The sequence below is a fragment of the Sphingobacterium sp. E70 genome (genome assembly GCF_019285695.1).
Taxonomy (GTDB): domain Bacteria; phylum Bacteroidota; class Bacteroidia; order Sphingobacteriales; family Sphingobacteriaceae; genus Sphingobacterium; species Sphingobacterium detergens.
In genome coordinates this window covers 5,273,934-5,298,236 of the sequence record NZ_CP079104.1, presented here as the reverse complement: position 1 = coordinate 5,298,236, position 24,303 = coordinate 5,273,934, and the positions used below count along the sequence as shown (strand labels likewise).

Sequence of the window (24,303 nt, the reverse complement as noted above, 5' to 3'; positions counted from 1 at the left end):
AATGGAAGCTGGAGCAGATGGAATCGCTTTACTTGGCGCTTTATGGCAAGCCCCAACCCTATTCAACATTTTATTACATGCAAACATCAACTATGCTCGAAAGACTACAGTATATCTCGCAGGGACTGACACGGACAGAACAGAAGAACAACATCCTAAAGGCATTGGATGCTGGCGCCAACTGGGTCCAAATAAGGTGGAAACAAGCTGACGAGCAAGATTTCATTCGGCTTGCACAGCAGATAAAACAGATCTGTGAACAATTCGGAGCCAAATGCATCATCAATGACCATGTGAAACTTGCCAAGGAACTGGATGTCGATGGTGTACATCTTGGACTAACGGATTGTGCTATCGCCGATGCACGTCGGCTATTGGGGCCATCCAAAATTATTGGCGGTACCGCAAATAGCCTGGAAGATGTGCAAGGCCGAATAGCAGAACAATGTGATTACATCGGACTCGGCCCCTATAGACATACTGATACAAAACAAAAGCTCAGTCCATTATTAGGCCTAGCGGGATATGAAAATATCATCAACCAAATCAATCAGCAGGGACTCCCTCCTGTTCCGATTTTCGCCATCGGTGGAATCAGCAGTCTTGAAGACATTCAAAATCTGTTGCAGACAGGAGTTTATGGTGTAGCGGTATCAGGATTGATCACCCAGACACCAAACATTATTTCATCCATTAAAAATCTTTTACCATGAGCATATTACAAATAGCCGATCGCAGCTTTGCGTCCAGATTATTTATGGGGACAGGCAAATTTGGCAATCTGAACGAAATGAGTGCGGCCATTCAGGCTTCTGGTTCGCAGCTGGTTACTGTTGCACTCAAGCGGATTGACCAGCTTGCTGCACATGACGAATTAATCGCTGCAATTGATCTAACGACAATAGATCTACTTCCCAATACTTCGGGAGCAAGAACAGCAGAAGAAGCCGTTTTGGCGGCCCAACTTGCCCGAGAGGCTCTTGAAACAAACTGGGTCAAACTGGAAATCCATCCTGATCCACGCTACCTATTACCTGACCCGATTGAAACATTACGGGCAACAGAAGAACTGGCAAAATTGGGGTTTGTTGTCATGCCCTATATCCATGCAGATCCTGTGCTCTGCAAACGACTGGAAAATGCCGGAACAGCTGTCGTTATGCCTTTGGGGCGCCCATTGGCAGCAACAAGGGGCTCCGTACATTGGACTTCCTGGAGATCATTATCGAAGAAAGCAATGTACCGGTAGTTGTTGACGCTGGAATTGGCGCCCCTTCGGACGCCGCTAAGGCCATGGAAATTGGTGCTGACGCCGTATTGGTCAATACTGCAATTGCCGTTTCCAATAATCCGCTGTACATGGCAGAAGCTTTTAAAGAAGCCGTCATTGCGGGACGTAAAGCTTATGAAGCTGGTTTGGGCCCTATCAGTTCCCGAGCGATCAGTTCGAGTCCGTTAACCTCATTTTTATTCGATTGATATAGCGCCATGAACGATTTTAAAGAGATACTTGACCAATACAACTGGGAAGAAGTTCAAACAAAGATCTATGGCGCCTCGGATCAAGATGTACTGCGTGCATTAAACCGCGCGAATTTGACACTCAACGATTTCATGGCACTTATTTCTCCCGCTGCAACACCTTATCTGGAGCAGATGGCACTTAAAGCACAGCAGATCACGCAGCGACGATTTGGCAAGACCATCCAGCTTTATGCACCACTGTATCTCAGCAATGAATGTCAGAATATTTGTACCTACTGTGGGTTTAGCATGGACAATAAGATTAGGCGAAAAACACTGAACAACACCGAATTATTACTGGAAGCGATGGCACTCAAATCCATGGGTGTCAACCATGTATTGCTGGTCAGTGGGGAAGCAAACAAAACGGTGGAAATCAATTATTTCTTAAATGCAATTGAGCTGCTCAAACCTCATTTCTCCCAAATATCGATCGAAGTCCAACCCTTGGAACAGGAAGAGTATCAATTATTACAGGCTGCAGGGGTGTATGCTATTTTGGTCTACCAAGAAACTTATCATCGGGAGGTGTATAAGAAATACCACCCGAAAGGGAAGAAATCCAATTTTGATTATCGTCTGGATACCCCAGACCGCATTGGGCGGGCCGGCATTCATAAAATTGGATTGGGGTATTACTCGGATTGGAGGATTGGCGTGTAGACAGCTTCTTTACGGCTACCCACATCAGTTATTTGCAAAAACAGTATTGGCAGACCCGGTATTCTATTTCCTTTCCAAGGCTGCGACCAGCCGAAGGCTCTGTAGCGCCCAATTTCCACCTCTCGGACAAGCACCTGCTCCAATTGATCTGTGCTTACCGCTTATGGAACGAAAATCTGAAAATCTCAATTTCCACCCGGGAAAATGAAAGCTTCAGGGATCATATCATTCCCATCGGGGTGACAACAATGAGTGCAGCCTCAAAAACAAACCCCGGTGGCTATGTGGTAGATCCACAAGCCCTGGAGCAATTTGAGGTCAGTGACGAACGGGATATGGAAACCATAAAAATCAAATCCGGAAAATGGGATATGACCCGGTGATGAAAGATTGGGAAAGCAATTACTCAGGATTAGTACGTTAGGCAGATGAAAGAAGACCTTATTTTCGAACGGTATAGCCGACAGATTTTTATCGAGGAAATCGGTGTTGTGGGGCAACGAAAAATCATGAATTCCAAGGTGCTTATTGTGGGTGCTGGAGGATTGGGAAGCCCCGTATTACAATATCTAGCCGCAGCAGGCATCGGTCGTATTGCTTTAGTTGACTTCGACCAGGTCGAACTTCATAATTTGAATAGGCAAGTGATCCATAGTGAAAAGCAGCTACATGTCAGCAAAACAAAAAGTGCAGCCGATTACATCAAACAGCATAATAGTACCATTGACTTTCAACCGGTACAGCTGAAGCTCGAGGCTGACAATGCAACAGAAGTCTTAGCACCCTATGACATCATTGTGGATTGCTGTGACAACTTCAAGACGCGTTATCTGCTCAATGAAACCTGCGTCAGGCTGAACAAGCCCTTAGTCTATGGAAGTATATATGGATTCGAGGGGCAATTGGCCGTATTTAATTATCAAGGAAGCAAGCACCTCCTGGACCTATTTCCAACAGTTCCCTCTCCTGAACAAGTACCCAATTGTGATAAAAATGGTGTACTAGGGCCATTACCAGGCATAATAGGGAGTATGATGGCTATGCAGGTGCTCAAAATGGCTGCCGGCCTGCCCGTAGATTGTAATCAATTGACTCTTGTCGATACCTATCACTGGCGCTTTACGAAGCTTTCTTTTTAAGATATAACTTAACGAGCTCTCCTATCTGCGGAGAGCTTCTTCTTAAAATTCATCTAAAACAAGCATTGGCAAACAATATTTTCTAATTTTAGTTTATATATTAGCAAGCTAAATGTCAACTATACAATCTGGAATGAAAAAGTAATCTATCCATTACTATCACTCGCTTTATTGCCTTTATTTTCAATTGCCCAAGAGACAAAAATCACCGCTGATGATCTCTTTGCCAAAGCACGTAAGGTCGCTTTTGATTCAAAAGACTATCCGCAGGCCATCCAATTATCGAAACAGGCGCTTGTACAGGCACCAGAGTATACCGACATCAGCATCTTTCTGGGGCGTCTTTATACCTGGTCAGACAAGATTGATTCAGCCCGGACGCTCTTTCATGAGCTAGATAAGAAAAATACAAAAGATGAAGACTTCTTTTTAGCTTATGCAGCGCTGGAGTACTGGAATAACCAGGCTGAGAAAGCGAGCCAGCTGACCGACAAAGGGCTGGGTTTTCACCCGCAATCACAGGATCTCCTGTTGTTGAAAGCCAAGATCAACTATAGCGCCAATCACTATGAGGTCGCCGAAAATGCAGTGCATCAACTCCTCAAACTAGACCCAAAAATGCGGAAGCGCGATCTTTGGCCAAAAACATTGAGGAATATACCGCTAAAAACGCCATTGGTTTAACCTATAATTTCGTCTATTTTGACAAACAGTTTGACAATAATTGGCATATCGTTGGCTTAAGCTATAAACGTGCTACCCCGATTGGATCTGTGATCTTTAGAACAAATTATGCAAATAAGTTCGCTGAGAATGGTGTACAGTTTGAAATGGAAGCTTATCCACGTCTATCCAAAATATTTTACCTCTATGTCGGAGCAGCATACTCCAATAATGTAGGCATATTTGCCAAATACCGTACAGGTGTCTCCTTATACGCCAACCTACCCAACAGTTTTGAGGGGGAAATCGGATACCGACAGCTTTATTTCAGTGATAATATCTGGATGTATACAGCTTCCGTCGGGAAGTATTACCAAAACTTCTGGTTTAATCTCAGGACATACCTCACACCCGGCGAGAAGAATATTTCCCAATCTTATACCGGCACAGTGCGTTACTATACCAAAGGTGCAAACGATTACTTCGGATTTAGTGCCGGAACAGGTTTGAGTCCCGAGGAAAACCGGAATAATCTATTGGACAACGCTCCATACAAATTAAAGACATTCAAAGTAGGTGCTGAGTATAATTTTTCGGTTAAACAAAGCAACCTATTCTCGATCTCGAGCACCTATTATAACCAAGAATTCCGACCAAAAGAAAAAGGAAATCAACTGGATATCATCCTAGGCTATATCCGCAAATTTTAGTCTTTCTTCAAGGGTCTAAAATAGTTGACATAGACACTGTCTGGTAACAATCTTTTTGGGTATAAAACAGTTTGTTCTTGCGCTTAAACAATTCAAAGCACTTGGACAATTCTTCTTTTGCATTATCCGGGGCCACATCTTCATTGAATGTGCCATCCAGTTGATATAATTGGCCCTCAGAAAGGTGATAATTACCGCGCACAAAGTCAATCAGTTGATTCTTGCTCTGCATCATGGCGATCCCCTCTCCTTTCGCTGATGCGCCTTTATCAAGGCCTTGACCAATCCAGGTCACTTGAGTTGGAGTTTTTAGGGCAAAATTTTCTCTATAATATGCCAGTACCGAAGGAGCAATGTCAAAATGGCTCACAAAATTGTGAAAGGTCTTTGCTTCTTTTAGCAGGGACGAATAAATCAATAGTGGCACATGATAACGGTCTATTTTACTCTGTAAAGGTATCTCCGGCATAGCGTGATCTCCCGTGATAATAAAAATGGTATTCGCAAAATCCGGTCTTTTTTATATTCCTTAAAAACTGTGCCATCGCATCGTCCAAATTTAAAACTGAAACAAGCTGTGTCCGGTTCTCCAGGGCCCATTTTTTTGCGTCGGAGACAGCTCCATAGATGCGATTCGCTGATCAAATAACTGCTCATAATGGGCTGCATTATTAATTAAAAAAGGATTGTGTGTCGATAGCGTCAGCAGGACATGGAAATAGGGATTCTCCTGCACTTTTTGTACTTCAAGCAATTTGCTAAATACAGCCTGATCTTCATATCCCCAACTTTCGCCTCCTTTTTCCGGTAACTTCTTATACGGTGGACCAAAAGCCTCCTGGTCAATGAGTCTATCAATTTTGTTATAGTCCATGAATTTTTTCATGAAATCGAAATTAGAATGACCACCATAGAAAAATCCGGTATTAAACCCGTTATGCTTTAGAATGTTGAACAGATTAAAGTTATCCGGCAAAGTATCCTGCTCAAGGAAACCATGCATGGCGAAAGGCAATGAGCCAGTTAATGTAGGCAATACCGAAAATGTCCTTCCCGAGGAGCTCATATTATTATCCCAATACAAGGATTGTTTTTCAACGCACCTATAAATGGCGTAAAGTTGCCAATATAACCATTTTCCGAACTATAGGCATGTCCCAAACCTTCAATAACAAGAATGAGCAAATTCGGTGCCTTCGTTGTCTTGTTTAAATAGGCTCCCAGGAAATCCTTGGTATCTTCAGTTTTCAGAAAAGGAAATTTACTATCCAGCTCCTTCGGATCCGCATCATCTTGACCGAGTACAGCCAACATTCCGGGATGCTCCGCCACATAATCGGATAAATTGGAATCAAAAAAATAACGCCATTTACTTCGACTTGCATTGGCCACAAATTCATCTTTTGCTGAAGCGCTTCCCAAGATTGAAGCCGAAGAAATAAAGCAAGACACAAGGCCTATTGAGACGAAAGCAATCCCCGCATAAGCCTTTTTAAAAGTCTGCTTATTGGCTATCCAAAGCGGCACCCAGGCGATCACAATCAGTAATAAAAGTAAAGCGATATTCGTAAAACTCAGCATGCCACTGGCTTCCAAAATCTGTTTCATCTCCTCGGAACTGTAATAAAATAGGTCTGCGCCAAGCAGATTTCGCGATTCCGCAAAATACAGAAACAGAATAAATTGAATGACAACGATTGCTGATAATGATACGACCAGCAGAAACTTCGACCAAAAGCTACTGAGAAACTGAAGCAATAAATACCCTATCCCAACGCAACCAAGCACCTGAAAGGCAAAGAGCAGATTGTCTCCAAGCAAGTATTTCCCTGCCCCCACATCTGCCAGCTGGACAAAACGTCGGCCATACCACCACCATTCTATGCCGATGGACAACATGTACAACACAAAGAAAACAGCCATGACTGGACCGATTCCCTGCAATGCTAAATTTAATCGCTTACCCAAGTATTTCCAAACGGACTCATTCGACTCCTTTTGTTGAAAACCCTGTCTTGTCATTTCGCCCCAACCATGTTGCTTACGAAAGTAATCTACTACCCCCTGCACACCGGCTTTGACAACAATGGGATGAAAATATAAAGGTTCAAGAATGGCGGTTGTAAGCAAAGTCGAGAGATCCCGTTTTTTTGTATAGACCTGGTGGCTGACAAGATCAACCAAAATCGCATAAATTGAATAGAGAATTCCAGAAGCGATAACCAGCGCAAATAAGGCAAAGAAGAAAGGCCAGTTGATGATTCCTAGAATAAAAAAGATCACAAAAACAATGTAACCTGTAAATTCGACAAGAGGTCCCAAAACTCAAAGAAAAACCAGTAAGGCATACTGATCATACCAAAACGACCGTATTTGGGATTAAACATCAGTTTTCGATGTTTCCATAAGGTCTCCATGGTGCCTCTCATCCAGCGATTGCGCTGTTTGCGCAGGACCTCTTTTGACTCCGGCACTTCCGTCCAACACAAGGGATCCGGAATATTAACGACTTCATAGGCTTGCTTTTGCTCTTCCATATAGCGCCGCATACGTACCACGAGTTCCATATCCTCACCCACCGTATTTCTGTCATAACCACCACAAGCCAGAACGATCTGACGATCAAAAGCACCAAAAGCACCAGAAATCAAAATCAATCCAGAAGCCCTGGACCAAGCCATTCGCCCCAAAATAAAGGCACGAATATATTCCAGCGCCTGCGTGCGACCCAACCAAGACTTTGGAAGATTTACCTCCGTCACGGATCCATTGACTACATTGCAATTATTGGCCAAACGTATTACGCCACCACAGGCAATAACACGTTTCTCTGTTTGTTCCAAAAAGGTTTCGCCAATTTTAAGATCGCATCCTGTTCCAGAATACAGTCCACGTCGATACAGACGATATAATCACCTGCGGAAATGTTAACACCAACATTGAGTGCGTCCGCTTTACCGCCATTCTCTTTATCGACAACAATGAGTTTTTTAAAGGCAGGATTTTTACTTTTATAGATCCCCGAATTTCCTTAGTTTCAATATTTCCCTGAACAAAAAAGAAGTGGACTCGAGTTCATAAGCTGCAATCAATTTCTGCATGGAATCATCCTTACTGCCATCATTCACAATAATAATTTCCAAATTATGATAATACAGGGATAATAAAGAGCGTACATTCTCAATGATCGTCATTCCCATTGTAGGCCGGAGCAATCAGACTGAAGGTGGGTGCATTGGGATTAGTAGCAATAATACTATAATCGGTAAATGCGTTTTTATGTTTATAACGAAAGACTGCTCCATAAGCATATAGTCCAATCCACGTATAGATAATAAATACGGCGGCAGAATAAAGTAAAAACAGCCAAACTACAATTTCATATACAATATGGGAAAATTCTAACATTTTTTCTCTTGCAAAGCGTGTTTAATAATCTGGATAAGTTGGTCGTAAGTATCTGTTCTTTCCGAAATTTCGCGTAAATATTGATCTTCCCCTAGAACGACAAGCACTTCAGCCGCAGAGATTTTAACGGATACCTCGGCATGATTCCACAATTGTTCCTTCAAAAAGTCTTCACATTCCCTGCTCCGGGCTACTCTCATGGATTTAAGAATTTCAAGCTGCACTTCAATGGGCTGTTGATCGAAGCAGGTCATAAACTGGCTGATCGTCGTATGGTTTTCTATGGCTTGCATCGTCCGTATAGCCTGCACACGAACAGATATGGCTGAATGGTCAAGTAGGTCATAGACCGCTGTATACATCGCCATCAATCTAAATTTTCGGATCAGGCGCAAAGTAAATATAACGACCGAATCATTTGTACTCTTTAACCAACTGTAAACCTGCACATCAGAAAGTTCAGGTATATGATGAATAGAGTACAGGAGTCGCAACTGCTGCCAGTCTGATAACGGTTTATCAAAATGCTCCAAAAATCCCAGACCTTCATAGCCCTGAAAACTTACCATAGCATACTGTGCCTCCTGATAAATCGCCGTACGGTCGTCATTCAGCTTTGCCTTTATCTCCGGAATTGCCGCTTCAACATTCATTGCAGCCAATTCCTGTATACCACCGGCGATGAGATAGGCTTTTCTTTGCCTTAGCTTTCGCCAAGCCTCGTCTTCCAATTTGAATTCATAAAAGAGGCCATTGATAGCTTTTTTGCCCCACCGGAAAATTTCCGGTCCGAAGCAACCAATACATCCAAAAAAAAGTGCGCGAAATGAAGGTTCCTTGAGATGTTTGCCAAATTCCTGATCCTGTTCAGTATTCTGATCCGTTCCCACAATCGTCTCCATAATTTTATACTCAATAATCTGTCTCCAGGAATGTCGATTATGTAAGATCCTATAGCTGTAAAAACTGTAGCCCAGCACGGCTATAATCAGCAATAGCACTAGAACTAGAACGGCGATTATTGCTAGGATAAGCTCATGTAGGACGATATGCTGGGACATAATCTAAGTCTATTTATTTGTTAAGCGTTTTATTCTCAGGATAAGCTCGTTTGGACTGAATGGTTTAACCATAAAATCTGAAGCCCCAAGGTCAAAGGCCTCAACAACCACTTCCTCCTGCCCCATGCTTGACAGCACAATGACCGGAATTTTCTTTCCAATACGTTTTATCGCGGAAAGAATTTCAATCCCCGACGCAAATGGCATCATAATATCGGTCACGACCAGATCAAAATCTGATTCTCCGATCTTTTCGATCGCTTCCTGACCATTTCTGGTCAAAACAACTTCGTGTCCTTCTTTTACTAATTTGTGTTCTACGGTGCGTAAAATTAACTCGTCGTCTTCGGCAATTAAAATCAACATGCTCCTATTTATTTAAAATTTTTGTAATCAAATCCAGTCCGATTTCCATTTCTGCTTCGATAGCAGTAAATGCTTTTGACAAATCGGTATCGAAGGAAATACTAGTTTCCAGCTCTTTTGTTAGTTGAGCCAGCTTAATAAGTCCAGCAGTTGATGAAGTTCCCTTCAATTTATGCAATAGCTCCTTGATACGCTTCAGATCATTTTCTTTTTTGCATCTGCAATCTGCGCCCTCGATGCTGTAATTTCTTTGATGACCAAGTCGAGGAAAAAGGATAAAAATGCGGGTCATCACCCGCCTGTTCATTCAAACGCTGCAGATCCAAATGGGTTGCCAAATCTGCAGCCTCGATCTCCGATTGTTGAGAAGAATCCATCGATAACATTGCTTGCTGCAAGGCATTAAACAAATCCTGTTGTCGAATAGGTTTAGCTAAAAAGTCAGACATTCCAGCAGCTAAACAGCGCTCTTTTTCACCCGAAACATTCCCGGCAGTGATACCGATAATAGGTGTATCTTGATATTGTTTCATTTGACGGATCTGTTTTGTAGCTTCGATACCATCAACTTCCGGCATTTGCACATCGAGCAGGATAAGATCAAAATTCACTTCCTCACATGCTCGAATTGCCTCGGCTCCATTTGACACCTCTGTCAAAATTGCATCTGGCATAATACTGGCCATCATTCTTAAATTCAATGCCATGTTGACCGCATTATCATCTGCCAACAAAACCTGAATACCTTTACCATAGACATCCGTAGGTAGGGATAGATTTACTTTTGCCTGTCCAGCCTCTTCTTTATTTTGTTGGATAGCCCTGCGCAAGGTTTGATACAGTTCATCCGATTTAATCGGCTTCAGTAGACAAAACGAGCGTTCTTCCTGTCTAAACGCTGAAATTACTTCGTGCTCCTCAGAAGATGTATGTAATACAATCAACGGAATCCCCTCTCCTGTTGCCGAAACAGTTCCTTAATCTTTTCAATGGTTTCAAGTCCCGATAAAATAGGCATATGATAATCCATCAAGATCACATCGAATCGCTCTCCTTTCATCAGCAATTGCAATGCCTCCATACCATTTTCCGCCAATACAGACTCAACCTGTTTATAAGCCAGCATGTGTTGTAGGATAACCCGATTGTTGGCATTATCATCCACCACAAGTACCCTATTTAAGGGTAGAGTGCCATCTTCCTGCTCCATCATTTCGCAGGATACCTCAATATCAAAGTAGAACGTCGATCCTTTTCCCAGTTGGCTGGTCAAATTCAACTTGCTCCCCATATATTTTAACAAATTATTGGAGATGGTCAGTCCAAGCCCGGTTCCACCATACCGTTTGCTGACAGAACTGTCTTCCTGCGTAAAAGCATCAAAAATACGTTGCTGTTTTCCTCAGGAATTCCGATTCCTGTATCGCGCACTTCAAAACGTAGGCTTAACTTGTCGCTATTATGATGAAGCTGACTTATTTTAAACTCGATCTCCCCTTTTTCGGTAAACTTAACCGCATTGCCCAGTAAATTAATAAGGACTTGTTTAATACGGGCTTCATCAACCCATATAAAAGCAGGTAATCCTTGCTCGATATTCAAAAGCAATTCAACTTCTTTTCGCTGAGCTTGGTATAATACCACATTGATCACCTGATTTGCGATATCGTATACATTATATTTATCGACAAAAAGTTCCAGTTTTCCAGACTCAATCTTCGAAAAGTCCAGAATGTCGTTGATGATATTTAATAAACTGTTCCCAGATTCATTAATATAGCCCAAATATTGCATTTGCGTATCATTCAGCGGAGTTTTCAATAATAAATCTGAGAACCCGATCACACCATTTAGTGGTGTCCGGATTTCGTGACTCATATTGGCTAAGAATTCCGATTTGGCTTTACTTGCCAAATCCGCCATTTTTTTTTGCATGTTTTAATTCCTCATTTATTTGGACGGATTCCGTGATATTTTGCGTGAAAATGATAATCCCACCGATGCTGCCATCGGTTAGATGCCATGGCCGTACTTCCCAGTTGAAGTGCTGCGGCTCGGCTATTCCGCCGACCTGAATCACCTCATCTATATTCTTATAGGGGATTCCTCCAATGCATCCTGATAGATTTTTTTCCGTTGGTACGGAATATCCGGAAAAAGTTCAAACAGGTTCTTATTAAGTAATTGACTTTCATCTTTATGAAAGTCTTCAATCCATTGATTGCTGAGCGATACATAATTGAAATCTCGGTCAAACATCGCCACCGATGCAGGCACATAATTTACAAAGGCACGTAACATGGATTCTTTACGTTCCAATTCGAGATACAGGGATTTACTCTTATCAATATCCTGGATAATACCAAATACCCGTTTACAGACATCATTTTCAAATTCAGGAATCCCTTTTACCCTAACCCAGATTGTTTCTCCATTCTGTTTTAACAGGCGCAATTCGGTATCATAAGGTTTTCTGCTACGGATCGATTCTTCGAATATATGTCGTAGCGCTATTTGGCTTTCGGGCTCATAAAAACCAATGGCATGTTCAAAATCCGGCGTAAAATTTGGATCAACACCGTGAATCAATTTTGTTGAGTCGGACCAATAAACTTTATTTTCTGCGAGGTTTACTTCCCATCCGCCGACCTGAGCCACAGCATTGGTCTGTTCGAGGATCTGTTTGGTATGCAGCAAATCGTTCTCCAGGCGCATGCGATCGGTCATATTCAATGCTGTACTGACCACATAGGGCTTCCCTTCTTCATCCAATTCGACCATATTATGATAAAGCCAGGAAATATTTTCACCATCTTTTGTTTGCAGGACCATCATGGCCGAATCCTCTTTATTTAGCGCGATACGTTTTAGGTAGTCCTCCACCAATCCCACATGATGTGGTGGGACCAATTTCTTTAGGTTAAGCGATTTGACTTCCTGCTGTTCATATTTAAGCACCGCCCGTCCTTTTTCATTGACAGCCAAAATATTACCATCCATATCATGCATGCTCATCAAGCCAATCGCATTTTCAAAAAAACTACGGAAACGACGCTCCGAATTTTCCAGCTTCAGTTTTCCTGACGTTCCTTTGTGACATTCCGGCCAAAGGCTAGAATTTCATGATTGATGGCATCGTATTTAAAATGCCATTCGATTATGACCTCACTGCCATCTGTTACAAATGTCGATGATGTGGATTGAATCCCATAATCTGCATCCACGATCTGTTTTAAATCGGAGGCCAATGTGTTTGTATCATCTTGCAATAAACTAAACAGGGACTTCCCCATACTATCTGATCTTGAGATCCCTAATACGCTGGTAAAAGCAGGATTGACATCTTTGATCTGACAACTTTCATCTAATACACAAATGACATTATTTGTCAATTGAAAGATTTCGGAGAAATATCCAGCCTGTCGCTTTCTTTTCTTTCCAAGGAGAATCTTAGTCACTCCTATTCCCAACTCTTCCAATAAATGTCGTTGCTTGTCAGAAAGTGACTTTGGTTGAAAATCTATCACACAAATGGTTCCTAATACATCGCCATCCTCATCCATCAGTGGTACTCCCGCATAAAAACGAATATTGCCTTCCCGAATCAGGGGATTGGAGGATGAGCGCGGATCTTCAAAAGTATCCTCTATGACAAGCAGTTCCTTACTTAGGATCGTATATTGGCAAACTGTATTTTTTCTTTCGACCGTATCCAGTTCCATGCCTACACAACTTTGTATGCGTTGCGTTTGCTCTTCCATCATGGCTATCAAAGCGGCGGGACAGTCGGTAATCAGGCAAGCCGCCTGCGCAAATACATCCAATTCAGGGTCTTTCCCTAAGCCCATTAACTCATAGGATTTTAATTTCTCAATCCTTCGCCATTCATTTTCAGGGAAATTTTGGTTTGCCATATACTACTGTTCGTTATTTCTGGTCTATTATGCCTGTGAAGTTAATAAAAACATTGTTTAACACATAACCAATAAGGAAATATCATTGAATTACGCTAATTTAAACAACAATGATCATCCTAAATTGTTGGTTTGGATTGCAGAAAATCTGCTAAAAACAACTGTAAACTGCTATTAAAAATTCTTAATAATTAATTTTCTAAAAATATCAATCCATTTCACCTGTCTGACTTTTTTTCCTCCTATATGAACTTCAGATAGAAAGACAAGACCTGTATAAAGACAAGAGGCCTACTATTTCTAGCAGACCTCTTGTATTCAAAAAATAATAGGCTTAAAACAGCTTCTCAATACTTTGCTCAGCGTAACCGGCACTGGCTGTCATTCCTTTACCACCAATTCCGGTGCGCACGTGAATACGTGGGCTGATATCAACCTCAAGAATATGATCTTTATGCTGTGAATAGAATCCCGACCAGGAAGAGGCAATCCAATCTTTCTGCATCGGAATAATACGGTTGGCTTCGGCAATCATGAGTTCATTAATATAGGTATCAACCGAAAAACCCAATTCATCTAATCGATTGCCAGCCGCATATTCATGGGAATCTCCGACAATAATACTACCGTCAGTAGCCTGTTTAAATAAAATATGTATTCCATATTTTCGCAATTCATTATAATGCTCAGGTACAGGAATAGCGCCAAATGAAGGGCAGTATTCTTCAAAACTTTCATAACGGCGAATCGTCAATCCCGTCAGGATATTTCCCGGCAACTGGATCTGATGCAAGGGCTTCGTACGCATCATTTGCAGTTTACTGATTTCTAAACCACTATCATCAAACAAAGAGCGGTAAAGGATCTTAAATTCGTAACCATTACAAATAATAATTTTCGCTCCCTCGAATACATCCAGACTACTTGTTGTTAAACGTGCCAGTGCATTGCCATCTTCACAAGCGATGACTGTTGTGTCATATTTAAGCGTATAATTTTCAAATTTTGCTTGCATAAAAACATGCAGCTGACGAATCATTGTTTCGGGCTCTGCACTCAGTTCCTGCTCAAAAACAATAGCCTCTTTGACGTAATCGGCATTCATGGCAGGATATTTTGCCAGAACTTGTTCTTGGGACCAGAGCGCATGAGCATAACCTTTCGTCTGATAATGTGCTGAAAGTTCATGAATAACCTGTACCTCGTCGGCATCAGAAGCGATATAGATACTACCATTATTCCGGATGGAAATATCCATCTCCTGTTGAATGGATTGATATATTTCCAATCCCCTTACACCATAATCAAACCATTCCCCGGCCATTCCTGATGGAACAACCTGACCAAAGTTGCGCACTGTAGATCCTACAGGAAAATTATCTTTTTCAAGCTGGAGAACACGCAATCCTTTTTTAATGCGTGATAGGCATGAAAAGTTCCCAGGATACCCCCGCCTACAACAATTAAATCGTATGTATTTGTTTTCATTCTTTAAAAATATTAGCGTTAACTTATTTGTACTTCGCCACTGGATGCCTGCCAGGGCTGAACCAATTCACCACCTTTCTTTGATTTCATCTGCTCTTTCTTGCGGACGAAATAAACGAGCGAAAAGATCGCCAGAATAGCGCCTATAATGGAGGCAAGATAGACCAGCTGGATAAAATAGGCGCCCCAGGTGACTGAATTTGGCAAAAATTCTTTATTCATTAAAATCAAAAAGCTCCCTAAATAACCAACGGAGTCCGCCATATACATGACAAAACCGATATTACTTTTCATGCGATAGGTGGCGATCATCCGTTCAAAAAAATGGCATTATAGGGAATATAGGCCATGTAAAGTCCCAAACCGACCAACAACATCCAACTGAGACCTCCGATCCAGTGCATGGTAAATAAATAGGTGGAAATCCCAGCCGTAAGAAACCCCAAAATAATCATATAATGAATCAGTTTAAATGCTTTCAGATTGTCTTTTACCATTATCAGGCAGCCTATTAAAATTAAGACAATTAATGCTATCGTTCCATCAACTTTGGCAAAAATTCCGGCGCCTTTGAGATGCAGCATTTGCCAGATTTCTATCTCGAAATTATCCCTTACATCACGTAGGATCGTCAACATCGTATAGATGATAATGGTCAAAATAATGCCCGGCATAAATACTTTAAAAAATGTTTGCGCATCGTTGCATCCATTGCCACACGTTCGGTCCTCAAACATTTATCTTGTGCTGTTGGTCCCGGCGCATTTTCGAGGATCCAGACACACAGCACAAAGGGTAAGAAAAAAGCATTCCTGTCAAAAAAGGCATCCAAAACTCATCAACCTGAAATGTAGCCATTAACCAACGACCGACAGTCTTGATAAAACCGGAGGCAAAATTAGACTCACAGACATCACCGCCCCCATGATTTCTGTATACCGACGTCCTTCGAGGTAACTGAACACCAAGCCCCAGACCATTCCCAGCGGAAAACCATTGATAAAAAGAAAAATGACATTCCATGGTTTAGGCACAAGCGCAAAAGCCAACAAACCGGCCCATGAAATACAGATCAATGCGATCAGGTAACGCCCTCTATGACGCTGCTTGCTTTCAGAGATAAATTTAATTCCGTAGAATTTTGAAACCAAATAACCCAACATCTGAATAATAACCATACAGACTTTATAATCTATGCCTAAAATAGATTCATTGGCAAAAGCCGAAGCGGTAAATGATTTCCGGAATGAATACATACTTGTATAACATAAAAATGCTGTAATAGCCAGTAGTATGGCCACCGAACGCTCATCTAATCCCGCTATACGTCTTTTTATTCGCTGGTTCAAATCCATGATTTAGAATTGTTGACGGACCTCATTGTCCGCAATCAAAAGTAAATTCTGGAAATTAACACAACACTAAACTTTTGTTAAGTATTTATAAACAAATATAAATAATCGAACCGATATTTTGGGGTAGAAAAAAGCATCATTGAAATAGTCAATGATGCTTTTATGATGCTCCGATAGAATTCTGTTAGCGTTTGTTCTCAAAAAAGTAAACAATTAGCATAAGGGCTTTTTCCTTTCCTACATTGCGTGGTGTATGCGACAATCGTCCATTAAAGAAAATAGAATCACCTTCTTCCAGTCTAATCGTTTGGTCCTGGAATACATATTCCACCTGTCCACTGATAATATATTTATATTCATAAGCTTCTGTTTCCACCATTGGGCGCTGCGCATCAGGAAGTAATTCCAGAAGCACAATATCCATGGTAGAACTATCCATTGCGGAAGTATAAATACGTTTATAGTTAAATCCAACAGCATGCTCTTTTTCAAAGGCTGTATAGCTATCTTTTTTTTCGAACAACTACAGGACCTGCATCGAGGTCGGAATTAAAGTCTTTGAAAAATTCATTCAGGTCGACATCCAGCGCGTTAATAATATTAATCAGCACCAGCAATGAAGGTATTGTCCGATTATTCTCAATCTGTGATATCAGGCCCTTACTTACGCCAGCTTTATCAGCCACTTCCTGTATCGTTATCCCCTTCTCCTTGCGGATTTCCTTTATTTTATAACTTATCTTAAATATTGTATTATCTTCCATAATTGGGGTCAAAAATAAACATTATTTTCCCGGTCGGTATGTTAAGTTTTTGTCACTTAATTCATCTATTGATTACCATTGAATCGCTAATCCATCTTAAATAGCAAACACTATAGTAACGCTATATTAATAGGTGGTAACCACAGTCCGGTTATTGATAAACCTTAACCCAGTCCACCCGCATTTCGACAGGTAATTGTTTCTGATCTACTTTTCACCCAGCTACCGCCTAGCTGTTGGTCTATCAACAGGTAAAAAGGTTGATCATAAGGCCACTGGGATGCATCAACACCACTTATTCGCGGATAAGTGAATGTATCTTCGCCATTGAGCTGAAATACAATTCGATCTGGATACCAGCTGATGCCATAGACATTATACGCTCCGGAGGTGACTTTTGCTGTCCCCGAATGCTTAGGATTATCCTTTTGTCCCAAATTCAGCGTATAATGCGAATGAGTTGTCTGATAAATAATATCATCAAAATTGAGGTGTTCCATGATATCAATTTCACCATTTCGAGGGTATTGACCATATTTATCCAACTCCGCCAGCATCCACATTGCTGGCCAGGCTCCTTGAGCACTCCCTAATTTCGCTCTTATTTCAATACGCCCATATTGGAAGGCAAATTTCCCCTTACTCCATATTCCTCCGGTCAGGAAGGGTCTTTCGTCCTTCTTCCGATCTGTATTATTGATACCTTTCAGAATCAATTCCCCTTTTTCCCAACCAAAACAGGCATCATCCAAACTCATGTGCCGGTTCCAGTCTGCTCCACCAGCGGGAATCCGGGTACACTTGGTCGTATCCAAATTGGGTGAATTAAAATTCTCCTCCCACACGAGTTTCCATTTCTTCGTTTCTCGTCCCGGATTCTGTAGGTATACCTGTGGATTTTCCTTTGGATTGTGATGAACACTACAAGCTGATATAAGGATATAAAACAGGCCTGCGCCTAAAATTCGCTTCATTTAGATTAATTATTTTCTATCTTCAATACAAAACTACCCAATTTATTGATAGCGTATTAAATATAAGGCCTTTTTTAAAAAGGAACTAGCATTAATATAAAAACAGTCTTGATTAAAACATCGGATGCCCATTTGCAGACTCTTTTGGTACATCTTGCTGTGCATCCCAATGTTCAACAATCTTTCCATTTTCCAACCGGAAAATATCTATTGTAGAGGTGAGACTCCCATCAGGGTTTTATTCTTAACATGGATAAATACAAGGTCACCGTCTGAAGCAATACGTTGCACGTCTACCTTGGTTTTTGGCTGCCCTTCAAACCACTTTGCCGCTGCGGCTTTAAATGCTGCTGCACCATCTGCTACTTCGGGATTATGCTGGATATATTCCGGCGCAATATATTTGTCCACTGCCGACAGATCCTTGTCACCGAACATCTGCTGATAGAAGTCCAATACGATCCGCTTATTCTCTTTATTGACCTCAAGCTGGGTCTGATCCTTTTCTCCGGGCTTATTATGCTGGCTTTTTTGTTGGCATCCGGTAAATAAGAGACATATTAGAGCCGCCAGTATAGTAAAATTTATATTTTTTTCATTGTTTTCAAACCGTTATTTAGTGCAAAAAGAACTTATCACTCACGCTCCTCTCTTTTAGGAGATAATAGGTAAACAACATTTAGCCGCAGTATTTTGTTTTAAACAGCAACCTTTATGAACGGTTAAAAATAAAAAGATGGCATGATAATTGAAAATATTCCGATAGTATAATATTCAGAAATATACATTTCATAAATTTAGGTTAATAATTGGTTAGGTTAGAAACACCTGAAGTCCCCAACTTCAGGTGTTTTTTTTTGAATTGTCTGTTTTCTATTGATCAGAAAGAACCTTCAGTTGATTTTCATGGCTGTTGGTGCTTATAAAGAGCATGAAGGTTTTGTTTAAAGACCGCCCCTTTTTAAAAGTTACCAACAAACTAAAACAAAAAGTTCATTTCCTGTTTTTATTAATCTAGTTCAATGATTTTTTTCTCAGCTGCCGTAATTTTACATCAGTTAAGAAAATAAAAACAACAACCATGGACAATAACATATTAGGACTGCATCATATTACAGCGATAGCTGATAACGCAAAACGGAATCTCGATTTTTACACCGGTGTACTAGGGCTTCGCTTGGTAAAGAAAACCGTCAATTTTGACGACCCAGGTACCTATCATTTTTACTTCGGTAATGAGCAGGAGATCCGGGCACTATACTGACCTTTTTCCTTGGGAAGGTATTGGTAAAGGTAGACAGGGCGCTGGTATGGCTACCCATATCGGTTACGCTGTTCCTGAAGGAAGCCTGGACTTCTGGAAAAATAGGTTAAAAGAACATCAGGTGGCTTTTCAGGAAGACGAAATTTTTGGTGAGAAATTGATTTCATTCACAGATCCTGACGGATTACAAATCCAATTTATTGAGCCTTCGACCAAGGATAATAGAAGTGTATGGACTACAGCGGAAATAAAGGACGAAAACGCATTAAAGGGTTTTCATAATATTACACTTTCTCTGAAGGAAGCTGACCCCACATTACGGGTTTTGACAGATATCTTGGGCTACACTGTACAAGGACAAGAAAACGGACGTTATAGATTGTCTACGGACAGTATCGGGACCGCAAATATTGTAGACATTCTTGCAGACCCCAATTTATCCTTCGGTCGCAATGCCGCTGGCACTAATCATCATGTTGCCTTTCGTGTAAAAGATGATAATATCCTGATGGACTACCGCGAAAAAGTACTTTCGGCAGGCTTGGATATTACACCGAAGATTAATCGGGACTACTTCTTCTCCCTTTACTTCCGTGAGCCGGGCGGTGTTTTGTTTGAGATCGCAACAGACAATCCCGGATTTACCATCGACGAACCTTTGGAAAGCTTGGGGACAGACCTCAAGTTGCCAAAACAATACGAGAACCACCGGTCAGAAATCGAAGCGTCATTACCAAAAATAGATTAGGATCAAAGTAAGTAATATTAATACAGTAAAACTATGGAAAGAACAGAAATTGTACTGGATAAGAATCAGCGTGGCGAACTTCAATTGTTCTCCGATGAAACAAAAGCTGGCTTAATGAGCATAGCCATTATCGATGGCAAACTGGTTGTTTACCACACAGAGGTCGACGAAGCCTTTGAAGGCAGAGGATTCGCAAAAATACTGTTGGAAAAACTGGTCTCCTATGCTCGGGAAAATACCATGAAGATTGTCCCACTATGTCCATATGTAAATGCGCAATTCCATCGTCATCCCGACATATATGACGATGTATGGTTTAAGAAAACAGTATAGGAAAAACTATAATGAGTCACTCAAGTAATATTAAAACAGCTGGACACAGTTTAGAAAATACAGAAAAGGCACTGATTATGATTCATGGCCGCGGCGGGAATGCAACGGATATCTTGAGCACGTCTGCTTATCTGAATGTGGGGATTACGCACTACTTGCACCGCAAGCCGACAATTACACCTGGTATCCACATTCATTTATGGCGCCTGAGCAAAGTAATGAACCTTGGTTAAGTTCGGCAATTCAAGTCATTGAAAATACGGTACAACTTGCTTTGGATAAGGGGATCAAGACTGAAAACATCTATTTCTTCGGATTCTCTCAAGGAGCTTGCCTGACACTTGAATTTCTGGCACAACATGCCAAACGTTATGGAGGCGCTGTTGCCATTATTGGCGGACTTATTGGCGAAGAGATAGATTTAAGCAAGTATAGCGGAGATTTTAGGCAAACACCGATATTTATCGGTACAAGTGATCCCGATTTTCATGTTCCACTGGAACGCGTCAATGCGACGGTGAAAATGTTGAAAGCACAAAATGCGGATGTTAAACTAGCTGTTTATCCAAATTTCGGTCATTCAATTAATCAGGAAGAGATTACGATTGCCAACCAGTTTGTCTTTCGTTAGGCGTCCGCAAAAGCTGCACAAGCAACAGTAGGCCATCAGTCAGCCCTTTGACGGAAAAGCTATGTATATGCTGACTTTGAGCTGCGTTAATTTTAACGGTTCAAAGTCAGCATATTTTTTTGAAGTCATCAGCTCCCGATTGGTTGCGGCCTCGATAGCAGGTCTTGCCAGCCGCTATCAAACCTTGGGGTACTTATACCCATTATGATATACTGATGCTAAGTATTTATTTGCCTTTTCGTCATTAAAACGTTGTTTTCTTTATCCCAGTAGAGCTTCTGCCCAGTTCTATAGGCAATATTCCCCATCTGCGAAAAAAAAATAGCAATATGCGCACCGGCTTCAAGCGGGGCATGCAGCAGCTGTGGATTTTTTTGTCGAATAGCATCTACGAAGTTTGCCATATGTTTCTCCAGTCCATTGTCAACGGATGGTCGCAATGCAACGGCCTCCATCCTTCCCTTCTCGGGTATGACTTCCCAACCGTTACGGTTTAAGACTAAGGTTCCATTATTTCCAATAAAGGCAACACCATGGTTACGGCTGTAAGGTCCTAAATCTATTCCTTTGGCATGTTCCCACTGGATATTGAAGTTGTCAAACTCGTAAACTGCAGTCATGGTATCCGGTGTTTCCCCAGCATCATCCGGGAAGGCAAATTTTCCACCCGAAGCCATAATGGATTTCGGATCGGAGACTTTCATGCCCAGCAGAGCATAATCGAGCATATGTACGCCCCAATCTGTCATCAGACCGCCTGCATAATCCCAAAACCACCTGAAATTAAAATGAAAATGATTGATATTAAAAGGTCTTTTTGTGGCCGGCCCCAACCAGTCCATGTAATGGACCCCCGCAGGAATAGGTTCGTCAGGTTGAATAGGAATACTATTTTTCCAGCCCAGGTACGACCAAGCCTTGACCAAACGTATTTTCCCGAGCTTACCCGAATGTACAAAATCAATGGCATCTTTAAAATGCTGTTGGCTCCGCTGCCATTGCCCTACCTGAACAACAGCATTACTTTTCTTTGCTGCCGCCAGCATCAGCTGACATTCCTGAATAGAATTCCCGATAGGTTTTTCGATATAAACGTGCTTACCTGCCTTCACGGCATCGATCATCTGTAGACAATGCCAATGATCAGGCGTTCCGATAATCAAGGCATCCACATCCGAACTGCTCAACATCTTTTTATAGTCAACATAGCTGGCCACCTTGATATTTCTTTCCTGAAGTTCTTTCACCCTTTTGTTCAATATATTCTCGTCGACATCACAAAGTGCGGTACAGATTACCCCTTGTTGCTTTAACAAAGCATTCAGGTCAGACCAGCCCATCCCATTGACCCCGATTACACCTACTCGAATTGGCTGTGTAAATAAACTGGATGCCTGGCTTTTGCCTATGAACGATGCTGCGGCTAAAATACTGGAAGTCCGGATAAAGTCTTTTCTATTCATCATTATGTTGGTTTATATGCTCTTGGTTTAAGTTCTCGATGAAAATACAAAATTCAATTTAAGCCCTTACCAAAATCATTGTAAAATATATATCGACATTAAAACTAATAAAGATAACCGCCCTAGTAGAAAATCTCCAGGTGAAAGATGACAGAATAAGTTTGTTTCCACCCGTTCATGTTTTTTATTGGCTCTTGGCGATATGCATCCAGATGCATCTGTTACAGAACCCTATTAAAGGCAGTTCACTAACTGACTTTCAAGGCAATAGAAAAACAGGTCCTACACCCTTTGAAGGTTGATTATCATTAATTAAATGTTAAGAAGGAAAAAAACTTTGTTATTTCAACGAAAAATAAAAGATTAATCATTTATTATCCCTACCTTGCAGGACTTAATTAAAAATAATGAATACAGGTAAAATTAAATTTTTCAATGAAACTAAAGGTTTTGGTTTTATTACACCAGAGGATGGTAGCGCAGACGTTTTCGTACACGTTTCTGCTCTTAAGAACCAAGTATCTGAAGGCGACGTTGTAACTTATGATGTAGAAAGAACTCCAAAAGGAATCAACGCTACAAACGTAAAATTGGCGTAATCCAAAAATACACTTTCTTGTTAATGGGGTAATTCATAATGATTTATCCCATTTCTTTTTCGTATTCTTCCCTTGTTATTTTCAATACACTTATTCATATTCAGGCGACACAACAATGCCCCTAATCAATCATTGAATAGGATTGAGACAACATAAAGGGTTTTAGTTTAAGCTTATTTTCCTAGTTATATTTTAATGGAATTCAAACAACTCAATTTAATTTCTCCTCTTCTCAAAGCAATCTCAGAAACAGGATATACAACCCCTACTGCAATCCAACAAAAAGCGATCCCCGTTATATTAAGCGGTCAGGATCTTATCGGATGTGCACAAACGGGTACCGGAAAGACGGCAGCCTTTGCTTTACCTTTACTACAGCGTTTGTCTGAGCACAATGCACATGGTAAAACAATGCCTATCCGCGCTTTAATCCTCACACCAACACGTGAACTTGCCATACAGATCGGTGAGAATATCAATTTATATCGCAAACATCTTAAACTAAATTATTGCACCATTTTTGGCGGCGTCAATCAAGACAGACAGGTCAAAGAAATAAAAAAAGGTGTGGATATTTTAGTTGCTACACCAGGTCGTCTATTGGATCTGATGAATCAGAAGTTGGTTTTTCTGGATAAAATTGAAGTCTTGATCCTTGATGAGGCTGACAATATGCTCGACATGGGTTTTATCCACGATATCAAAAGATCTTGGCAAAAGTACCGGAGAAAAGACAGACCCTGTTTTCTCAGCAACGATGCCGCCCAATATTCGCAAATTTGCGCATGGTATACTCCACAAACCTGTTGAAGTAGACGTAACTCCAGTGAGTTCAACTGCTGAAAAAGTAAATCAATCGGTTTATTTTATAGAGAAAAAGAGAAAATAAAACTACTCACAAACCTGCTTAAGCAATTTAAGCAAGACCGTACGATTGTATTTTCCCGTACAAAACATGGGGCGGATAAAATTGTCAAATTATTGGCAAAGAATGGCCTTCGTGCTGCTGCAATTCACGGTAATAAATCACAAAATGCACGACAAAAAGCATTGGGTGAATTTAAAGAAAATCGGCTGAAAATTCTGATCGCTACTGATATTGCCGCACGCGGAATAGATATTGAACAGTTACCTATGGTCATCAATTACGACCTACCGAATGTACCGGAAACCTACGTACACCGCATCGGTCGGACAGGTAGAGCGGGTTAGAAGGTAATGCCATCTCTTTCTGTG

General features: G+C 41.1%; 36 protein-coding genes and 2 pseudogenes. 15 read left to right on the top strand and 23 right to left on the bottom strand.

What is annotated here, in order from left to right; genetic code table 11:
• Nucleotides 1-17: 17 nt before the first annotated feature.
• The 7 genes and pseudogenes from thiE (at nt 18) to KUH03_RS37915 (ending at nt 4,699) form a co-directional block, all read left to right on the top strand.
• Nucleotides 18-713, top strand: a complete 696-nt coding sequence (gene thiE, locus KUH03_RS37940; protein ID WP_257089861.1) for a thiamine phosphate synthase — start codon at nt 18-20, stop codon at nt 711-713.
• A gap of 68 nt (nt 714-781) precedes the next feature.
• Nucleotides 782-1,479 (top strand): annotated as a pseudogene (locus tag KUH03_RS37935) (thiazole synthase).
• Nucleotides 1,480-1,488: 9 nt separating this feature from the next.
• Nucleotides 1,489-2,187, top strand: a complete 699-nt coding sequence (locus KUH03_RS47325; RefSeq protein ID WP_306429293.1) for a radical SAM protein — start codon at nt 1,489-1,491, stop codon at nt 2,185-2,187.
• Nucleotides 2,169-2,570: a hypothetical protein gene (locus KUH03_RS47320; RefSeq protein ID WP_306429292.1), complete on the top strand. Its 402-nt coding sequence runs from the start codon at nt 2,169-2,171 to the stop codon at nt 2,568-2,570. The genes KUH03_RS47325 and KUH03_RS47320 overlap by 19 nt, the downstream gene beginning before the upstream one ends.
• A gap of 45 nt (nt 2,571-2,615) precedes the next feature.
• On the top strand, nt 2,616-3,326 hold the full coding sequence (locus tag KUH03_RS37925) for a HesA/MoeB/ThiF family protein (protein ID WP_257089860.1): 711 nt from the start codon (nt 2,616-2,618) through the stop codon (nt 3,324-3,326).
• Nucleotides 3,327-3,497: 171 nt separating this feature from the next.
• Complete coding sequence (locus KUH03_RS37920) at nt 3,498-4,010, top strand: M48 family metallopeptidase (protein ID WP_257089859.1); 513 nt, start codon at nt 3,498-3,500, stop codon at nt 4,008-4,010.
• Entirely contained in the window at nt 3,962-4,699 is a 738-nt protein-coding gene (locus tag KUH03_RS37915) for a YaiO family outer membrane beta-barrel protein (protein ID WP_257089858.1), read from the top strand. Before KUH03_RS37920 ends, KUH03_RS37915 begins: the two co-directional genes overlap by 49 nt.
• Before the next feature lie 7 nt (nt 4,700-4,706).
• Here the strand turns inward: KUH03_RS37915 and KUH03_RS37910 are convergent, their stop codons facing one another.
• From KUH03_RS37910 to KUH03_RS37805, 22 genes and pseudogenes are all read right to left on the bottom strand, one after another.
• A complete protein-coding gene (locus KUH03_RS37910; RefSeq protein ID WP_257089857.1) occupies nt 4,707-5,168 on the bottom strand; it encodes a hypothetical protein in 462 nt (153 codons plus the stop codon).
• A 90-nt stretch (nt 5,169-5,258) separates the two neighbouring features.
• Nucleotides 5,259-5,765, bottom strand: a complete 507-nt coding sequence (locus tag KUH03_RS37905) for a sulfatase-like hydrolase/transferase (RefSeq protein ID WP_257089856.1) — start codon at nt 5,763-5,765, stop codon at nt 5,259-5,261.
• Nucleotides 5,762-6,982 (bottom strand): hypothetical protein, encoded by a 1,221-nt coding sequence (locus KUH03_RS37900; protein WP_257089855.1) that lies wholly within the window; start codon nt 6,980-6,982, stop codon nt 5,762-5,764. The genes KUH03_RS37905 and KUH03_RS37900 overlap by 4 nt, the downstream gene beginning before the upstream one ends.
• Nucleotides 6,979-7,542 carry a glycosyltransferase gene (locus tag KUH03_RS37895; protein WP_257089854.1) on the bottom strand — a complete coding sequence of 188 codons (564 nt, stop codon included), beginning with the start codon at nt 7,540-7,542 and terminating at the stop codon, nt 6,979-6,981. The genes KUH03_RS37900 and KUH03_RS37895 overlap by 4 nt, the downstream gene beginning before the upstream one ends.
• A complete protein-coding gene (locus tag KUH03_RS37890) occupies nt 7,500-7,682 on the bottom strand; it encodes a glycosyltransferase (protein WP_257097726.1) in 183 nt (60 codons plus the stop codon). Before KUH03_RS37890 ends, KUH03_RS37895 begins: the two co-directional genes overlap by 43 nt.
• A gap of 28 nt (nt 7,683-7,710) precedes the next feature.
• The gene (locus KUH03_RS37885; protein ID WP_257089853.1) at nt 7,711-7,893 is read right to left on the bottom strand and encodes a glycosyltransferase; all 183 of its coding nucleotides are present in this window, start codon (nt 7,891-7,893) and stop codon (nt 7,711-7,713) included.
• On the bottom strand, nt 7,880-8,107 hold the full coding sequence (locus tag KUH03_RS37880) for a hypothetical protein (protein WP_257089852.1): 228 nt from the start codon (nt 8,105-8,107) through the stop codon (nt 7,880-7,882). The genes KUH03_RS37885 and KUH03_RS37880 overlap by 14 nt, the downstream gene beginning before the upstream one ends.
• Complete coding sequence (locus KUH03_RS37875; RefSeq protein WP_257089851.1) at nt 8,101-9,009, bottom strand: hypothetical protein; 909 nt, start codon at nt 9,007-9,009, stop codon at nt 8,101-8,103. Before KUH03_RS37875 ends, KUH03_RS37880 begins: the two co-directional genes overlap by 7 nt.
• A 168-nt stretch (nt 9,010-9,177) precedes the next feature.
• A complete protein-coding gene (locus KUH03_RS37870) occupies nt 9,178-9,534 on the bottom strand; it encodes a response regulator transcription factor (RefSeq protein ID WP_120258120.1) in 357 nt (118 codons plus the stop codon).
• A 4-nt stretch (nt 9,535-9,538) separates the two neighbouring features.
• A complete protein-coding gene (locus KUH03_RS37865) occupies nt 9,539-9,712 on the bottom strand; it encodes an Hpt domain-containing protein (RefSeq protein WP_257089850.1) in 174 nt (57 codons plus the stop codon).
• A 22-nt stretch (nt 9,713-9,734) separates the two neighbouring features.
• Complete coding sequence (locus KUH03_RS37860) at nt 9,735-10,478, bottom strand: response regulator (protein ID WP_257089849.1); 744 nt, start codon at nt 10,476-10,478, stop codon at nt 9,735-9,737.
• Entirely contained in the window at nt 10,475-10,921 is a 447-nt protein-coding gene (locus KUH03_RS37855; protein WP_257097724.1) for a response regulator, read from the bottom strand. Before KUH03_RS37855 ends, KUH03_RS37860 begins: the two co-directional genes overlap by 4 nt.
• Nucleotides 10,852-11,448 (bottom strand): histidine kinase dimerization/phospho-acceptor domain-containing protein, encoded by a 597-nt coding sequence (locus KUH03_RS37850; protein ID WP_257089848.1) that lies wholly within the window; start codon nt 11,446-11,448, stop codon nt 10,852-10,854. Before KUH03_RS37850 ends, KUH03_RS37855 begins: the two co-directional genes overlap by 70 nt.
• On the bottom strand, nt 11,438-11,614 hold the full coding sequence (locus tag KUH03_RS37845) for a hypothetical protein (RefSeq protein ID WP_257089847.1): 177 nt from the start codon (nt 11,612-11,614) through the stop codon (nt 11,438-11,440). The genes KUH03_RS37850 and KUH03_RS37845 overlap by 11 nt, the downstream gene beginning before the upstream one ends.
• Before the next feature lie 5 nt (nt 11,615-11,619).
• A complete protein-coding gene (locus tag KUH03_RS37840; protein WP_257089846.1) occupies nt 11,620-12,549 on the bottom strand; it encodes a PAS domain S-box protein in 930 nt (309 codons plus the stop codon).
• Nucleotides 12,550-12,605: 56 nt separating this feature from the next.
• Nucleotides 12,606-13,448 carry a GAF domain-containing protein gene (locus KUH03_RS37835; RefSeq protein WP_257089845.1) on the bottom strand — a complete coding sequence of 281 codons (843 nt, stop codon included), beginning with the start codon at nt 13,446-13,448 and terminating at the stop codon, nt 12,606-12,608.
• A gap of 334 nt (nt 13,449-13,782) precedes the next feature.
• Nucleotides 13,783-14,853 (bottom strand): TIGR03364 family FAD-dependent oxidoreductase, encoded by a 1,071-nt coding sequence (locus KUH03_RS37830; RefSeq protein ID WP_257089844.1) that lies wholly within the window; start codon nt 14,851-14,853, stop codon nt 13,783-13,785.
• A gap of 101 nt (nt 14,854-14,954) precedes the next feature.
• Nucleotides 14,955-16,114: pseudogene (locus KUH03_RS37825) on the bottom strand (DUF5690 family protein).
• Nucleotides 16,115-16,475: 361 nt separating this feature from the next.
• Nucleotides 16,476-16,814 (bottom strand): cupin domain-containing protein, encoded by a 339-nt coding sequence (locus tag KUH03_RS37820; RefSeq protein WP_257089843.1) that lies wholly within the window; start codon nt 16,812-16,814, stop codon nt 16,476-16,478.
• Nucleotides 16,795-17,055, bottom strand: coding sequence for a helix-turn-helix domain-containing protein (locus KUH03_RS37815; protein ID WP_257089842.1), 261 nt, complete (start codon nt 17,053-17,055; stop codon nt 16,795-16,797). The genes KUH03_RS37820 and KUH03_RS37815 overlap by 20 nt, the downstream gene beginning before the upstream one ends.
• A gap of 164 nt (nt 17,056-17,219) precedes the next feature.
• The gene (locus KUH03_RS37810) at nt 17,220-18,029 is read right to left on the bottom strand and encodes a glycoside hydrolase family 16 protein (protein WP_257089841.1); all 810 of its coding nucleotides are present in this window, start codon (nt 18,027-18,029) and stop codon (nt 17,220-17,222) included.
• 207 nt (nt 18,030-18,236) lie between these two features.
• Nucleotides 18,237-18,485 (bottom strand): ester cyclase, encoded by a 249-nt coding sequence (locus KUH03_RS37805; RefSeq protein ID WP_257089840.1) that lies wholly within the window; start codon nt 18,483-18,485, stop codon nt 18,237-18,239.
• Nucleotides 18,486-19,110: 625 nt separating this feature from the next.
• On the opposite strand from KUH03_RS37805, the gene KUH03_RS37800 reads away from it, so the two are divergent.
• Genes KUH03_RS37800 through KUH03_RS37780 form a run of 5 tightly spaced genes read left to right on the top strand, consistent with a single transcriptional unit; the run spans nt 19,111 to nt 21,005 of the window.
• A complete protein-coding gene (locus KUH03_RS37800) occupies nt 19,111-19,293 on the top strand; it encodes a VOC family protein (RefSeq protein ID WP_257089839.1) in 183 nt (60 codons plus the stop codon).
• Nucleotides 19,265-20,041 (top strand): ring-cleaving dioxygenase, encoded by a 777-nt coding sequence (locus KUH03_RS37795; RefSeq protein WP_257089838.1) that lies wholly within the window; start codon nt 19,265-19,267, stop codon nt 20,039-20,041. Before KUH03_RS37800 ends, KUH03_RS37795 begins: the two co-directional genes overlap by 29 nt.
• A gap of 33 nt (nt 20,042-20,074) precedes the next feature.
• A complete protein-coding gene (locus KUH03_RS37790) occupies nt 20,075-20,374 on the top strand; it encodes a GNAT family N-acetyltransferase (RefSeq protein ID WP_120258127.1) in 300 nt (99 codons plus the stop codon).
• A gap of 11 nt (nt 20,375-20,385) precedes the next feature.
• Complete coding sequence (locus KUH03_RS37785; RefSeq protein WP_257089837.1) at nt 20,386-20,607, top strand: hypothetical protein; 222 nt, start codon at nt 20,386-20,388, stop codon at nt 20,605-20,607.
• Entirely contained in the window at nt 20,574-21,005 is a 432-nt protein-coding gene (locus KUH03_RS37780; RefSeq protein ID WP_257089836.1) for an alpha/beta hydrolase, read from the top strand. The genes KUH03_RS37785 and KUH03_RS37780 overlap by 34 nt, the downstream gene beginning before the upstream one ends.
• A gap of 218 nt (nt 21,006-21,223) precedes the next feature.
• Here the strand turns inward: KUH03_RS37780 and KUH03_RS37775 are convergent, their stop codons facing one another.
• Complete coding sequence (locus KUH03_RS37775) at nt 21,224-22,471, bottom strand: Gfo/Idh/MocA family protein (protein ID WP_257089835.1); 1,248 nt, start codon at nt 22,469-22,471, stop codon at nt 21,224-21,226.
• A 404-nt stretch (nt 22,472-22,875) separates the two neighbouring features.
• Here KUH03_RS37775 and KUH03_RS37770 point away from each other — a divergent pair, with 404 nt between their 5' ends.
• From KUH03_RS37770 to KUH03_RS47310, 3 genes are all read left to right on the top strand, one after another.
• A complete protein-coding gene (locus tag KUH03_RS37770; RefSeq protein WP_077434921.1) occupies nt 22,876-23,067 on the top strand; it encodes a cold-shock protein in 192 nt (63 codons plus the stop codon).
• 195 nt (nt 23,068-23,262) lie between these two features.
• Nucleotides 23,263-23,877 (top strand): DEAD/DEAH box helicase, encoded by a 615-nt coding sequence (locus KUH03_RS47315; RefSeq protein WP_306429291.1) that lies wholly within the window; start codon nt 23,263-23,265, stop codon nt 23,875-23,877.
• 45 nt (nt 23,878-23,922) lie between these two features.
• Complete coding sequence (locus tag KUH03_RS47310; RefSeq protein ID WP_306429870.1) at nt 23,923-24,279, top strand: C-terminal helicase domain-containing protein; 357 nt, start codon at nt 23,923-23,925, stop codon at nt 24,277-24,279.
• The last annotated feature ends 24 nt before the right edge of the window (nt 24,280-24,303 follow it).

Coding starts and splice junctions, on each gene's coding strand:
- KUH03_RS37795 (WP_257089838.1), top strand. CDS start 19,265: ATGAGCAGGAGATCCGGGCACTATACTGACCTTTTTCCTTGGGAAGGT.
- KUH03_RS37815 (WP_257089842.1), bottom strand. CDS start 17,055: ATGGAAGATAATACAATATTTAAGATAAGTTATAAAATAAAGGAAATC.
- KUH03_RS37870 (WP_120258120.1), bottom strand. CDS start 9,534: ATGTTGATTTTAATTGCCGAAGACGACGAGTTAATTTTACGCACCGTA.
- thiE (WP_257089861.1), top strand. CDS start 18: ATGGAATCGCTTTACTTGGCGCTTTATGGCAAGCCCCAACCCTATTCA.
- KUH03_RS37780 (WP_257089836.1), top strand. CDS start 20,574: ATGGCGCCTGAGCAAAGTAATGAACCTTGGTTAAGTTCGGCAATTCAA.
- KUH03_RS37800 (WP_257089839.1), top strand. CDS start 19,111: ATGGACAATAACATATTAGGACTGCATCATATTACAGCGATAGCTGAT.
- KUH03_RS37785 (WP_257089837.1), top strand. CDS start 20,386: ATGAGTCACTCAAGTAATATTAAAACAGCTGGACACAGTTTAGAAAAT.
- KUH03_RS37875 (WP_257089851.1), bottom strand. CDS start 9,009: ATGGAGACGATTGTGGGAACGGATCAGAATACTGAACAGGATCAGGAA.
- KUH03_RS37770 (WP_077434921.1), top strand. CDS start 22,876: ATGAATACAGGTAAAATTAAATTTTTCAATGAAACTAAAGGTTTTGGT.
- KUH03_RS37790 (WP_120258127.1), top strand. CDS start 20,075: ATGGAAAGAACAGAAATTGTACTGGATAAGAATCAGCGTGGCGAACTT.
- KUH03_RS37885 (WP_257089853.1), bottom strand. CDS start 7,893: ATGACGATCATTGAGAATGTACGCTCTTTATTATCCCTGTATTATCAT.
- KUH03_RS37910 (WP_257089857.1), bottom strand. CDS start 5,168: ATGCCGGAGATACCTTTACAGAGTAAAATAGACCGTTATCATGTGCCA.
- KUH03_RS37810 (WP_257089841.1), bottom strand. CDS start 18,029: ATGAAGCGAATTTTAGGCGCAGGCCTGTTTTATATCCTTATATCAGCT.
- KUH03_RS37905 (WP_257089856.1), bottom strand. CDS start 5,765: ATGAGCTCCTCGGGAAGGACATTTTCGGTATTGCCTACATTAACTGGC.
- KUH03_RS37835 (WP_257089845.1), bottom strand. CDS start 13,448: ATGGCAAACCAAAATTTCCCTGAAAATGAATGGCGAAGGATTGAGAAA.
- KUH03_RS47325 (WP_306429293.1), top strand. CDS start 1,489: ATGAACGATTTTAAAGAGATACTTGACCAATACAACTGGGAAGAAGTT.
- KUH03_RS37775 (WP_257089835.1), bottom strand. CDS start 22,471: ATGATGAATAGAAAAGACTTTATCCGGACTTCCAGTATTTTAGCCGCA.
- KUH03_RS37840 (WP_257089846.1), bottom strand. CDS start 12,549: ATGAGCATGCATGATATGGATGGTAATATTTTGGCTGTCAATGAAAAA.
- KUH03_RS47315 (WP_306429291.1), top strand. CDS start 23,263: ATGGAATTCAAACAACTCAATTTAATTTCTCCTCTTCTCAAAGCAATC.
- KUH03_RS37880 (WP_257089852.1), bottom strand. CDS start 8,107: ATGTTAGAATTTTCCCATATTGTATATGAAATTGTAGTTTGGCTGTTT.
- KUH03_RS37925 (WP_257089860.1), top strand. CDS start 2,616: ATGAAAGAAGACCTTATTTTCGAACGGTATAGCCGACAGATTTTTATC.